This is a genomic window from Natronorubrum sulfidifaciens JCM 14089 (assembly GCF_000337735.1).
GTDB classification, from domain to species: domain Archaea; phylum Halobacteriota; class Halobacteria; order Halobacteriales; family Natrialbaceae; genus Natronorubrum; species Natronorubrum sulfidifaciens.
Window position 1 is genome coordinate 252,555 of record NZ_AOHX01000037.1, and the last position, 12,715, is coordinate 265,269.

A 12,715-nucleotide genomic window follows, 5' to 3' on the forward strand; every position below is an offset into this window, starting at 1 on the left:
CTTTGAAGAAATTTCACCATCAGTCTGTCGCAGGCATCACGTCCCGCGGTTTCCGTGGGTGAAATCGTTCTTTCAGGGAGGAAAAAACGTATAGTGGTCGGCAGGCGAGTGCAAGTCGAGTTGACATGGCCCGGCTGTTCCCGTTCCGTTCCGACCCTGATCAGTCCGAGGGCCACCCACGCGTTGTCGACCTCGAGGGTGAAGACGCCGACGCGGTGTTCAGCGCCCTCTCGTCGACGACGGCCCGACAGATCTACGCGCGACTCGAGGCCGAACCCGGAACGCCGAGCGATGTCGCCGACGCGGTCGATTCGTCGATCCAGAACGTCCGCTACCACCTCGAGAACTTAGAGGAGGCTGGGTTGATCGAGGTCGTCGACACGTGGTACTCCTCGCGGGGCAACGAGATGAGCGTCTACGCGGCGACCGACGGGCCGCTGATCGTGACGAGCGACGAGTCGACAGCGAGCCGATTGCGCGACGCGCTCTCCCGGTTTCTCGGCGGCCTCAGCGTGCTTGCGGGCGCGAGCCTCTTGGTCCAGTACGGGCTCGTTCGATGGGCCGAGTCGGCCGTGGATTCGTCGGCTGGGACGGCTCCGGCCGGAGCCGCTGGGACGGACGAGACAGCGTCCGAAACGGGTGCAACGGGCGAGACGGACGGTGCGGACGAGGACGACTCGAGCGAACGCGAGAGCGACGACACAGCCGACGAGTTCGGTGCACAGCGCACGGATGACGAACGGGACGACCAGACAGCGGATACCGAAGGGGACAGCCAAACCCAAGATTCCGATGACGTGGCTGCCGACGATCCGACGTCGGCTGACGGAACCGACTCCGTCGAGGCGGTCGCTGACGGCGGTGCCGAGACGGTCGAAGCGGTGTTTGCAACCATTCCGCCGGGACTGCTCTTTTTCCTCGGCGGCCTCGTCGTCCTGTCCGCGGTCACGATCTTCTGGTACTGGTTCCGCCCGTCGTACTGAGCGCTCGCGGTCGTCGACAGGTCAACAGCTATTTCCCCGTCACGATCCAAAATACACGTAACCCGTTGTGGGACCGCGTTCGCGGTCTCACGTAACAGATCTCCCATGGAAGACACCTCGAAATACCTCATTCACGCGGACGTCACGGCTGACGGGGTCGTCGAGCGCAGCGACGTCGTCGGTGCCATCTTCGGGCAGACCGAAGGCTTACTCGGCGACGAACTCGATCTGCGCGATCTCCGCCAGTCACAGAAAGTCGGTCGTATCGACGTCGAAATAACGAGCACCGGCGGCCAGTCGTACGGCCACCTCACCATCGCAACCGGCCTCGACAAGGTCGAAACTGCGACGCTCGCGGCCTCCCTCGAGACGATTAGTCGGGTCGGTCCCTGCCGGGCCGACCTCGAGGTCACCGAGATCGAGGACGTGCGAGCGGCCAAACGAAAAGAGGTCGTCGAACGCGCCAAGGAACTGCTTCGGACCGGCTTCGACGACAGCGTGATGACCTCCGAAGAGATCCTTGCGGAGGTTCGCCAGCACGTCCGCGTCGAGGATATTACCGAATACGAGGGGCTTCCAGCCGGACCCCGTGTGACCGACAGTGACGCGATCATCGTCGTCGAGGGGCGCTCTGACGTCCTCACGCTTCTTAAGTACGGTGTCAAAAACGCGATTGCGGTCGAAGGGACCAACGTCCCCGATTCGGTAGCCGAACTCACACGCCACCGCACGGTCACTGCCTTCCTCGACGGCGACCGCGGCGGCGATCTCATCTTCGAGGAGCTCTCGCAGGTCGGTGACATCGATTACGTCGCCTTCGCACCCTCGGGCACCTCAGTCGAGGATCTGGACCACCACCAGCTGTTTGCAGCGCTTCGAAACAAGGTCCCCTACGATACGGTCTCGGAACTGAACGAACCTCGAGAAGCCGTCGCTGCAACTGATGGCAGCGCAACGCCCGCTCCAGCACCGACGGACACCGACCGCAATGGGGCCGATGTCGAATCGGCGACCGACACGGTACCCGATTCAAACGACACGTCCACGAGTTCACCATCGCCCGCTTCCGAGGTGACCGTCGCCGGCAGCGCTGATGGTGCGTTCGGAACCGACGGCACAGGCGCGGCGGCGACACAGCCGACCGAGTTCGACGGGCAGTCGGCCGACGAACCGCTGGTGGAGCCAACCGAGCCTGAAACCGTCTACGGCCACGCTGCAGTGATTATCCGGGACCGAACCGGCCACGTCCGCTTTCTCGATGCCGACGGCACCGTCCTCGAGGAAGCCGATGCGGGCGACACCCTCGAGACCCTCGAGTCACTCGAGGGTACCCCATCGACGATCATCCTCGATGATATTCTCGGACAGCAGCTCCTCGACGTGGCGGCCGACCGCGGCGTCGATCGGATCATCGCCCGCTCGCTCGGACAGTTTACCAAACGGCCGACGGCGGTCCGGATTCACGCGATTGACGACGTTGCAGAACACGCGCCCGAGACGGAGTCGAACTGACCCACACCCCTCATTTCCGACGTTTCTGTCCGGCTCGTCGTCCCCGTCGCACCCCACGTTTCCGACGTCTGTTTGCCCCTGCTCCCCCCATGTTTCCGTCGTTTCAACCCGGCCCACCCCGGCCCACCCCGGGTTTCTGTCGTTGGTCGACTCGGCAGGAGTGTCACTCCGTGGCCCAGTCTTGCATCCATGCATCCTCGAGAATCGTTTCGCGGACGACGTGTGGGTCTTCGATGAGTCGGTTTTGCAGATGAATGCCACCGGCGCTTCCCTTGTTGATTTTCTCGATTTCGACGACGCCGAGAAACGCCTGCTCTTTCAGGATATCTCGGAAGCGACGAACCGAGAGCACGTCCATCTCGAGGTGGTCGCAGATCCGTTCGTACTGGTCGTACACCCGACTCGTGAGGAACGCGTCATCGTCGGCGTTGATGCTGAGCTCGGTCAGGGCGAGTAACGCGGCTTTCGCCTGTGTGGGTGCGCCGTTGACGAGTTCGCGAAAGCGGTCTTTTTCGGCGTGTTGTTGGGCCTGTCGGACGTGTTTCTCTTGTACTGTCTCGGCCCCGTCTTCGTAGGCGACCTCGCCAGCGTGGCGGAGGATATCAATTGCCTTCCGGGCGTCACCGTGTTCTTGGGCGGCGAAGGCGGCGGACAGTGGAATCACTTCCTCGGACAGAACGCCGTCTCGGAAGGCGTCTTTTCGGTTGGCCATAATCTCACGGAGCTGGTTCGCATCATACGGCTTGAAGAACAGTTCCTTGTGCTGGAAGCTGCTTCGTACCCGTTCGTTCAGCTTGTCGATGTACTGGATCTTGTTACTGATCGCGATGACGCCGATGCTACAGTCGATTTTCCCCGCCTCCTCGGCTCGAGAGAGCTTCATCAACACGCTGTCATCGTTCATCAGATCGATCTCGTCTAAGATGATGATCACGGAGTCGAACTGCGCATCGAGCACCTTCCAGAGGAGTTTGTAGTATTTCGACGTACTCAGTCCGGTATGGGGAACCGAAATCTCGGTGATCGCGTCATCGTTCAGTTTCGCCGCCAGCGACGACACCGCCTGTGTCTCCGTGTTGTCCTCCGCACAGTCGATGTACGCCGTCCCGATGTCGACACCCGCCTCGGCCGCGTTTCGAGCCCGTTGGCAGACGTGTCTCGAGACCAGTGACTTTCCAGCACCCGTTTTCCCGTAGATCATCACGTTCTCCGGCGAGTAGCCGTGAACGGCGCCGTTCAGTCGTTTCGCTAGCTTCGAAATCTCCTCATCACGGCCGACGATCCGATCGGCTTCCGGGACGTGACCGATCTTCAGGAGGTCCTTGTTCGAGAAGATCCGGTGTCCGGAGTCAAAAAGCGGGTCGTCGACGGAACTGGATGAGGAATCTGGCGTCATCTAGTATACTGCCGTGAGTGTTGAGTGCGTATAAAACTGGTGAAGTCGTTCACCCCACGTTTCCGACGTAGAACTGGTGGATTGGGCCTTAAGAGGTGTTCTGTATAGGAAATCAGTTTACTGTCATGATGGCCGTGTTTCCGACGTTTTGCAACGAATCGCGGTGTCACTGACCGTCACTGGACACCCCGTCGAACGACGGCTGTGCGTGGTGTCCTCCTCGATTTCGTGCGTTTCTTGGTTCGATTGGTGTGATGGGACTGTGGGCAATCGGTGTGGGATCGTCGGCTGCGTTGCGTTTCCCACACACCCCACGTTTCCGTCGTAATTCGTCCGCGAGTGGGGGCTCGAGTTGAAGAGCTCGTTCGAAAACGAAAAGTGGCGGTACGCGCCGTTGTACTGCAGTCTCAAGAACAAGTCAGCGAGACCTCGAGAGGCGTTTGTTCGTCCGATAGAACGAAGGTTCCTTGTTCTATCAGTACACGAAGTACAGTCACTGGGGTGTTCTCAACAACCACATTTCAATCTATCTGTTCCCAATTCATCTGTTCCCAATCGCTACTTGCTGCGTTGTCTCGTTACTTGCTGTTCGTTACTGCTCGCTGCTTCGCCTCACTATTCGCTGTTCCGCCGTTGGGCTGTATTACTGCTTGGCTCTCGGTAGCACCACTCCAGATATACGTTCACGGACTCTTTTAGGTGTGATTGCCCCCATCGGGTAACCGGCCGGCTTGGTTTCCAGAAACGACGGAAACGCGGGGGGTGGGTGGATACCACCAACTCGTTCCCACCCCACCCACCGTTCTCGCCACGATACGTCGGAAACGTGGGGTGGGTGTCCCCACTCATCGCACCGATCGGCACTGGTGTTTCGACTCGAGACACATCGAAGGCTACTCGAGAACCTGTCAGACCTAGCCGAGCACGGCAAACGACAGCCCCAACAGCGCACAGATCAGCGCACCGGAGAGCGTCGCGAGGAAGTTCACGCCCTGATTGCCGAGGACGGTTCCCTCGAGGGTCGCACCGAGGAGGCTATCAACAGTCATGCCGACGACCCCGGCGGCGACGATGATTCCCGCGCCGACGGTCGTGACTTCCGGAAAGAGCACGTAGGAGATGCTGGCAACGACCGCGGCACCGGCGAGACCGGCGACTTCGCCCTGCCAAGTGACGCCGCCGTCGGTGCCGGGTTCGACGGGTTCTAACGTCGTAATCAGACGCGGCGACTCGAAGACGCTGCCGATCTCACTCGAGAGCGTATCGCTCATGGCGGTCGCGACGGAGCCGGCAAAGGCAAAGAGAAACAGGCCGGGATCGGGATCGCCGGGCATCAGTGCTGCCGAACTCGCCGCATAGCCGAGGACGGCGACGATCGCGACAGCAGCGTTGCCGAGGACGTTACCGCTGCCGCGAGCGCCGTTGTTGTCCTCGGCGACGCCCATCGTCTCTTTCTGTTCGTAACGGAACTTCGAGGAGAGCCCACCGATGGCGAAAAACGAGATGAGGACGACGAACCAGCCGTAGCCGCCGAGGACGATCGTCAGCAGGCCGAGCAGGATGCCGGTGAGCATCCCCGCGATCGAGGCCGTCTCGAGCGCGTAAGAGACGTATCCGAGCGCGATCGTTACGGCGAGGGCGGCGACGATTCCGGGCATCGTCTGCGTCGGTTCGAGTTCAACGAGGAGCCAACACAGCAACCCAACCGAGAGCATGACGATGGGATCGTCGTTCGAATACAGCACATCGCGGAGTAAGGCAGCGAGCAACGCGCCACTCCCGCCGAGAAAGACCATGACTGGACCTGTCGAACTGATCGCCTCGAGCGTTCCAGTGCCGTCGGTAAGCGCGACCGTAACGGCCTGTCCGACGATGGCGGCGACGGTCGCAACCAGACAGAAGGCGGTGACGATTGCCACGTCGCTGTCCGTCCGCTGGCGAACGAGTTGCGCTGCGGCGTTGCCGTAGCCGACGAGCAACACTGTCCCGGCGAAAACGGCGAGCGTCATCGACGTCGTCACCGCAATCAGTCCGAGCGCAACGGCCGCGAGGACGAACGTAATGAGTCCGTACAGCCGACCGTCCTCGTAGTCGCTCGGATAGGCGAGCAGATCGAAGATGGGGCCATCGGTTACTGCAAGCGCCCCAAGGATCACCACGGCTGCGAGTGCAGCCCCGGCCCAGGGACCACCGAAGGGGACGGCGAGTGCGAACGTACTGATGATCGCAAAGACGCTCGCTCGCCGGACGGGTGCTGTCACGATATCGAGTCCTTTCTGTGGCGTTCACTTGAAGGTTCGTGAACCACGCTGTGGCCGTTTTTGCGGGTCTCAACCCTGTTCGACGGCAAACATGTGATCCGATAGAAAAACGGTCTGTCTCCAACGACAGAACGTCTTCAACGGCGACCGGACCGAACACGACGCCGATCAAACCGTGCCGTGTCGTCACGAGTGAGCCGCGGCGAGCGTATATTCCTGTCCCGTTCGTCGCTCGGAATCAATGGGGCGTCAAAATCCGTAGCCCTATACGACTAGCCCGGAAACGCAAGCGCGTGGGACTGTACGAACGGTATCTCGCCCTCAGGATTCGCCGCCATGACGGCCATCCACCGGATCACATCGCGCTCGTGATCACCGAACGGGACCTCCTCGAGCGCGGGGCGTACGAGACGTTGACGGACTTTTTCGACTGGGCCTTCGAGTACGCCTCGCAGGTTACCGTCTACGTCAGCGTCCTCGACGCCGCGGCCGTCCCCGCGTTGCGCCGCGAACTCGAGACGATCGACGCGCCGCGCGAGGTGGCCGTCCGCGGCCCGGACGACCGAACCCGCGCGGACGCACCGATCCGTATCGGGATCGGACTCGGCGGCAAACACGAATTTACCAGCGCCGTTCGGACCCTCGCCGAACGCGTCGAGGCGGGCGCACTCGAGCCCGAGGAGATCGACGACGAACAGGTCGAAGAGCACCTGATCTTTCCGTCGGAGCCGGATCTCGTGATCAAGACCGGGGCGGAACGACTCTCCGATTTCATGATCTGGCAATCGGTCTACTCGGAACTGTACTTCACCGACGTCAACTGGCGGGATTTCCGCAAGCGAGACTTCTTGCGCGCGGTCCGGGAGTACTGTAACCGATCCCGTCGGTTCGGACAGTAGCGCGAAGCGGTCGCTGTAATGTCTACAGATAGAACAGGACGAGTGCCTCGAGGCTTGTCCCCCGAGGTGTATCCGGTTCTCAGTCTGCGGTCTGACTACTCGAGTCGATCCCGTCGCTCGAGTCGGCGTCGAGACCCGCTAACTCCTCCGACGTGGGCTGTTCGGCCGTCGGCAACGAATCACGGAATCGCTCGACGACCGACCGAGCCTCGACGAGTTCGGGGTCGCTGATCGCCCCGAGTAACGCGAGCGCTCGTCGGGCGCGAGTTCGACGCCACGACTCCTCGCGGTGTTCGTACGTCCGAATCCCGCGCAGGAAGTCCGTCTTCGAGAACTCCGGCCAGTAGGGGGTACAGAAGAAGACCGCGGCCTCGTTGCCGTTTGCGTGCCACGGCAGGAAATTCGAGGTCCGCTCGTCGCCACCCGTTCGAATAATGAGGTCGACGTCGCGAACCGGCTGGTCGTAGAGTCGGTTTTCGATCGTTTCGACAGCGATCTCGTCGGGCTCGAGCGCACCTGCCTTGACGTCGTCAGCGACGCCGGAGACCGCCTCGAGCAGCTGTGAGCGCCCGCCGTAGGCGAGGGCGATGTTGAGGACGAATCTGTCGTAGCCGCGGGTTTGCGCTTCGGCGTAGTCGACGGCTCTCCGGACCCGTTCGGGGAGTCGCTCGACCTCGCCGAGTGCGCGGATGCGGACCTCGTTGTCGTGGACGCGGTCGGCGTCGGCGAACTCCAGAAGCTTCGTCTCGAGGAGGTCGAACAGCGCCTCGTTTTCCTCGTCCGGCCGCTCGAAGTTCTCTGTCGAGAACGCATACAGCGTCAGCTCTTCGACGCCGATGTCCTGACACCACTCGAGGACGCGTTCGGTCGTTTTGGCCCCTGCGCGGTGGCCGTCGGGAGCGTCGGCTCCCTTGCCGCGAGCGTACCGACGGTTCCCGTCCTGAATCACCGCGACGTGTGTCGGTGCACCGGAGATCTCTCGCGAGAGCACCCGCTCGTAGGCTGCATCGACACGCCGACGGAGCCACCGCTTCATTGCACGGCTGTATGTTATGGTACCCTATGTGTTTTGTGTGGCACACGGAGACACGACAGCGATCTCGAGGGAGGCCGTATTCCGCTCGAGTGCGCCCCGGAAATCGTGATGGCTATCAGTCCAGCCGCCGTCACCCCGGCCAATGGCAGACGCAATCGACGACGACCTCTATCAGCGGACCAAAGCCTTGCTCGAGCCCGGCGAGATCGAACTCAACGGCGCGATCGTCCACACCGACTACGATGGGCAAGCAGACGTCCAGATGATGCAGGCGACGATCGATGTCGGTAACATCATCGCCGAACACTCGGGTCACGACCCGAAAGACTGCTACGTCTACTCGGGCAACGACGACACCGATTTCTCCTCGAATCAGCATCAGGGACTCACCCTCGAGGACGAGGAATTCGTCTGGGAGTGCCAGCAACTGCTGCGTCAGGGCTCGTTCGACATCGTCATCTACTACCGAGCGACCGCCGACCACGAGGCGATCCTCGAGGATATCCGCGACCTCGGCCACGAAGTGACGGGCGTCCGCGGCGACTGATACTACCGGACAAAACGGTTCACACACCGATCGCACGCGACCGGCCGTCAGCGGTCCGACGGCCGGTCACAGCGCGATTGAGTGTTTACTGATTGTTGTCCAGTAGTATGAGACGGGCTGTGGTCCCGATATCCCGCCGATCACGGGCGGCATCGGTGCGTGGCGGTACCTGACACCAGCCGTACGTACGTCGACGGCGAACGTGGGTTCGGACACGGCTTCGTGTGTCGATAGCACACCATGTCCGATTTCCTTATAGGTGGTCAGTTCCGAGTTCCAGCTATGACTACGGACGTCGACCTGACGGAGCGCGAACGGGCGGTCGTCAACGCGTTTCAGGGCGGATTTCCCGTCACGGAGCGCCCCTTCGAAGCCGCTGCCGACGCTATGTGTGATCGCGGGGTCGACATCGACGCGACCGAACTGCTCGAGACGATCCGCGAGTTGGACGAGCGTGGTGTCCTCTCTCGGTTCGGCCCGCTCGTCAACGCCCAAGAGATCGGCGGCGCAGCGACGCTCGTCGCCATGCACGCCCCCGAAGCCCGTTTCGACGAGGTCGTCGAGATGGTCAACGACCACCGCGAGGTAGCCCACAACTACGAGCGCGAACACCCACACCTCAACGTCTGGTTCGTCGTCAGCGTTGCCGACGAGGACCGCGTCGAGACCGTCCTCGACGACATCGAGGCCGAAACCGGACAGGAGACGTACAACCTGCCGAAACAACAGGAGTTCCGCGTCGAGGCGAAGTTCTACGTCGACGGGCCACTCGACGGGAGCGACGGCCCCGCCGGCGTCGACTGTACTGCCCTCGGCCCGGACGTCTCCCCGACCGAGGCGTCGACGCTGTCGCCGGCCGAACGCGACCTCGTCCTCGAGGTTCAGGGCGGCCTCCCCGTCACCGAGACGCCCTACGCCGACGTCGCCGACGCGCTCGGCGAGGATCTCGAGTGGGTCCTCGAGACGATCAAACGCTTCGAACTGGAAGGAAAGATCCGCCGTATCGGCGTCGTGCCGAACCACTACGCGCTCGGCTACACTGAAAACGGGATGACGGTCTGGAACGTCCCGGACGACGTCGTCGACGAGATCGGTCCCGAGGTCGCCGCTCTCCCCTTCGTCACCCACTGTTACGAACGGCCCCGCCACGACGGCGTCTGGCCGTACAACTTCTTCGCGATGACCCACGGCCGCAGCGAGGCCGAGAGTCAGCGCCGGATCGAGCAGGTCCGCGAGACGATGGCCGGCTACTGGGACGTCGCCGACGACGACTGGGACTCGCTGTTCTCGACCCAGATCCTGAAGAAGACCGGCATTCGGCTGGACGAGCGTGCGGCGGCCAACACCGAATCCGCATAACGCGACCCTGTCCCTCCACTGTACCCATGATTCCACTCCTGCACGATTTCACGGGGACGACGGTGCTCGTCTTCGGCGGCGGTCCGGTCGGTGCCCGCAAGGCCCGTCGATTCGCCCGCGAAGCCGAGGTACTCGTCATCAGCCCCGCGTTCGCTGACCGCGATTTCGGCACAGCTGAACTGGTTCGGGCTGCGCCGACACCCGATGAGATCGGCGGCTGGCTCGAGCGAACCGACCCCGCCTTGGTCGTCGCCGCCACGGACGACGAAGCGGTCAACGACGCCGTCGCGACGGCCGCTCGAGACCGCGGCATCCTTCGCAATCGTGCGGATCAGGCTGGTGAGCGCGACCCCGGCAGCGTCGTCGTCCCCGCGACGGTCCGCGACGACCCCGTCGTCGTCTCGGTCGCAACGGGTGGGACGGCCCCGGCACTGAGCAAGCATCTTCGACGGGACCTCGAGGAGACGCTTGCGGGGGCTGGCCCGATGGCGACGGTCTGTGGCCGACTTCGGACGGAGCTCAAATCGCGCGATGTCGACCCCGGACGGCGACGCGAGATCGTTACCGATGTCGTCAATTCGCCGGATATTTGGACAGCTTTACGTACAGGTACTTCCAATAGCTGCCAAGTGATTGAGGACGTGTTGGACGCCGAACTGTCCGCTGGGGGTGACCGGCAGTGATTCCGGCAGGAGTCGTCACTGCTGCACGAGTTACCCACGAGAGCGGCAGTGTCGACGATCTCGCCGCTGTGACGCCTGAGAGCCAGCGACTCGCCGTCGCCGAGTTGCTGTCCGTCCCATCCGTCGAGGAGGCGTACGTGCTCTCGACGTGCAATCGCGTCGAAGCCTACGTCGTCGCCACCGACAGCGCCGTCGGGCAGGCCGCCCTCGCCGAGTTTTTCGATCCGGTCGACGACGACGCCGTCGTCCTGGCCGACCACGACGAGAGCCTGCGTCACCTGCTTTCGGTCGCCGCCGGCCTCGAGTCGGTGGTGCTTGGCGAAGACCAGATCATCGGACAGGTCCGAACCGCCTACGAGGACGCCCGCAGTGCCGGCGGCATCGGCGAGATGCTCGAAGCCGCCGTGACGAAGGCGATTCACGTCGGCGAACGCGCCCGAACGGAGACCGAAATCAACGAAGGCGTCGTCTCGCTTGGCTCTGCCGCGACGCGACTCGCCGGCCGAACCGTCCCGCTCGAGGGCGCGAGTGCCCTCGTCGTCGGGGCTGGCGAGATGGGACGACTCGCCGCCCGAAGTCTTGCCGCCGAAGACATCTCGGAGCTCGTCGTCGCCAATCGAACGGTCTCACACGCCGACCACCTCGCGACCGAACTCGAGGTCGAAGCCCGTGCGGTCCCGCTGGAGGCGCTCGACACTGCCGCCAGCGAGGCGGATGTCGTCGTCACGGCGACCGGCAGTGAGGAGCCGATACTCGGCCCCAACCAGTTCGATGCCGACGCTGCCGACGCCACAGTCGTCGTCGACCTCGGCCAGCCGCGCGACGTCGTTCCGGCGACCGACTCGCTACGGACCGTCACCGTCTACGATCTGGACGACCTCGAGACGATCACCGAGGAAACCAGAGCACAGCGCGCCGATGCGGCCCGCGAGGTCGAGTCGATGATCGATCAGGAGTTCGCGTTGCTCTGTGAACAGTACAAGCGAGCGCGTGCCGATGAGGTGATCGCCGCGATGTACGAATCCGCAGACCGGATCAAAGAACGCGAACTCCAAACCGCACTTTCACGTCTCGAAGGCGAGGAGTTCACCGACGAGCAGCGTCAGGTCGTCGAGGCGATGGCCGACGCACTGGTCAACCAGTTGCTTGCACCGCCAACCAGAAGCCTACGAGAGGCTGCCGCCGAAGACGACTGGAGCACGATCAACACCGCTCTCCAACTCTTCGATCCGGATTTCAGCGGCGACGACGGACCGATTGCCCCACCGATGAACGCCGGCTCGGTCGTCTCCGAGTCCCTTCTTGAGGCGACTGACGACGATTAGACAGCAACGAGCGAGGGGTGGTCAGCGCCAGAGCTTGGTCGCGTTGACGATGCAGAACGTATCGTCGTCTTCGACTTCCCAGATTCGCAAAACGAGATGGGCTTTGCAGTAGTACTCTGTCGTTTTGATGCCGGTGTGCTCGTTTCGGAGCACGAGTTGGCAGGTCTCGTCGTTCGAGCAATCCGCAGACAGATCACACATTACACTGTCAACACGTACTCGACTCGCCGGTAAGTCCCTGTCGGTGAGGTCAAATGCCGAGGCGAATGAAGACCCGTCGAACGTCGGGTTTGGGTCCGTCTCGACCACGCGTGGCACAATCATTATTTGATTGCGTTCCGTTCGACCGACCATGGCCGACCTGCTTTCCGACGATGAAATCGAGGCGCAGCTTCCAGCCGACTGGACGCGCGAGGGGGATGAAATCGTCCGCACCTACGAGTTCGACGACTACCTCCGTGGTGTCAACTTCGCCCAGATGGTCGGCGAAATCGCCGAGGCGCAGTTTCACCATCCCGAGATCGTCATCCGCTACGCCGAAGTCGAGATCCGACTGACCTCCCACGAGGAAGGCGGCATCACCGACGCCGACATCGAGATGGCCGACCTGATCGAAGCCGAACGCAACGCCTGAGCCGGAATGGACGCCCACTACGTCTTTCGCGCACAGGTCCGACTCTGTCTCTTATACACATCTTGAGCGGGCTGGCAAGG

12 protein-coding genes are annotated in these 12,715 nt (G+C 62.5%); 8 read left to right on the plus strand and 4 right to left on the minus strand.

All coding sequences use genetic code 11. From position 1 onward, the window contains the following. Positions 1 to 125: 125 nt before the first annotated feature. Positions 126 to 983 (plus strand): ArsR/SmtB family transcription factor, encoded by an 858-nt coding sequence (locus C495_RS09565; protein WP_008162331.1) that lies wholly within the window; start codon positions 126 to 128, stop codon positions 981 to 983. Positions 984 to 1,088: 105 nt separating this feature from the next. Beyond that, positions 1,089 to 2,495 carry a DNA primase DnaG gene (dnaG, locus tag C495_RS09570; RefSeq protein WP_008162333.1) on the plus strand — a complete coding sequence of 469 codons (1,407 nt, stop codon included), beginning with the start codon at positions 1,089 to 1,091 and terminating at the stop codon, positions 2,493 to 2,495. A 163-nt stretch (positions 2,496 to 2,658) separates the two neighbouring features. Here the strand turns inward: dnaG and C495_RS09575 are convergent, their stop codons facing one another. Both C495_RS09575 and C495_RS09580 read right to left on the minus strand, forming a co-directional pair. After that, on the minus strand, positions 2,659 to 3,891 hold the full coding sequence (locus C495_RS09575; protein WP_008162341.1) for an orc1/cdc6 family replication initiation protein: 1,233 nt from the start codon (positions 3,889 to 3,891) through the stop codon (positions 2,659 to 2,661). A 914-nt stretch (positions 3,892 to 4,805) separates the two neighbouring features. Continuing rightward, positions 4,806 to 6,152: a DUF92 domain-containing protein gene (locus tag C495_RS09580; RefSeq protein ID WP_008162342.1), complete on the minus strand. Its 1,347-nt coding sequence runs from the start codon at positions 6,150 to 6,152 to the stop codon at positions 4,806 to 4,808. A 293-nt stretch (positions 6,153 to 6,445) separates the two neighbouring features. On the opposite strand from C495_RS09580, the gene C495_RS09585 reads away from it, so the two are divergent. Further along, positions 6,446 to 7,051 (plus strand): undecaprenyl diphosphate synthase family protein, encoded by a 606-nt coding sequence (locus C495_RS09585; protein WP_008162344.1) that lies wholly within the window; start codon positions 6,446 to 6,448, stop codon positions 7,049 to 7,051. A 79-nt stretch (positions 7,052 to 7,130) separates the two neighbouring features. Here the strand turns inward: C495_RS09585 and uppS are convergent, their stop codons facing one another. Continuing rightward, positions 7,131 to 8,087: a polyprenyl diphosphate synthase gene (uppS, locus tag C495_RS09590; protein WP_008162346.1), complete on the minus strand. Its 957-nt coding sequence runs from the start codon at positions 8,085 to 8,087 to the stop codon at positions 7,131 to 7,133. A 142-nt stretch (positions 8,088 to 8,229) separates the two neighbouring features. On the opposite strand from uppS, the gene C495_RS09595 reads away from it, so the two are divergent. The 4 genes from C495_RS09595 to hemA all read left to right on the plus strand — a co-directional run bounded on the left by C495_RS09595 (position 8,230) and on the right by hemA (position 12,001). Continuing rightward, positions 8,230 to 8,634: a DUF5778 family protein gene (locus C495_RS09595; protein ID WP_008162348.1), complete on the plus strand. Its 405-nt coding sequence runs from the start codon at positions 8,230 to 8,232 to the stop codon at positions 8,632 to 8,634. Between the two features lie 282 nt (positions 8,635 to 8,916). Beyond that, the gene (ahbB, locus tag C495_RS09600; RefSeq protein WP_008162350.1) at positions 8,917 to 9,993 is read left to right on the plus strand and encodes a siroheme decarboxylase subunit beta; all 1,077 of its coding nucleotides are present in this window, start codon (positions 8,917 to 8,919) and stop codon (positions 9,991 to 9,993) included. Between the two features lie 26 nt (positions 9,994 to 10,019). Next, the gene (locus tag C495_RS09605) at positions 10,020 to 10,676 is read left to right on the plus strand and encodes a precorrin-2 dehydrogenase/sirohydrochlorin ferrochelatase family protein (RefSeq protein ID WP_008162352.1); all 657 of its coding nucleotides are present in this window, start codon (positions 10,020 to 10,022) and stop codon (positions 10,674 to 10,676) included. Continuing rightward, entirely contained in the window at positions 10,673 to 12,001 is a 1,329-nt protein-coding gene (hemA, locus tag C495_RS09610) for a glutamyl-tRNA reductase (RefSeq protein ID WP_008162354.1), read from the plus strand. Before C495_RS09605 ends, hemA begins: the two co-directional genes overlap by 4 nt. A gap of 21 nt (positions 12,002 to 12,022) precedes the next feature. Here hemA and C495_RS09615 read toward each other — a convergent pair whose 3' ends face one another. Continuing rightward, a complete protein-coding gene (locus tag C495_RS09615) occupies positions 12,023 to 12,202 on the minus strand; it encodes a hypothetical protein (RefSeq protein ID WP_008162355.1) in 180 nt (59 codons plus the stop codon). A gap of 151 nt (positions 12,203 to 12,353) precedes the next feature. Between C495_RS09615 and C495_RS09620 the strand changes: the two genes are divergently transcribed. Then, positions 12,354 to 12,635 carry a 4a-hydroxytetrahydrobiopterin dehydratase gene (locus tag C495_RS09620; RefSeq protein WP_008162356.1) on the plus strand — a complete coding sequence of 94 codons (282 nt, stop codon included), beginning with the start codon at positions 12,354 to 12,356 and terminating at the stop codon, positions 12,633 to 12,635. Positions 12,636 to 12,715: the final 80 nt, after the last annotated feature.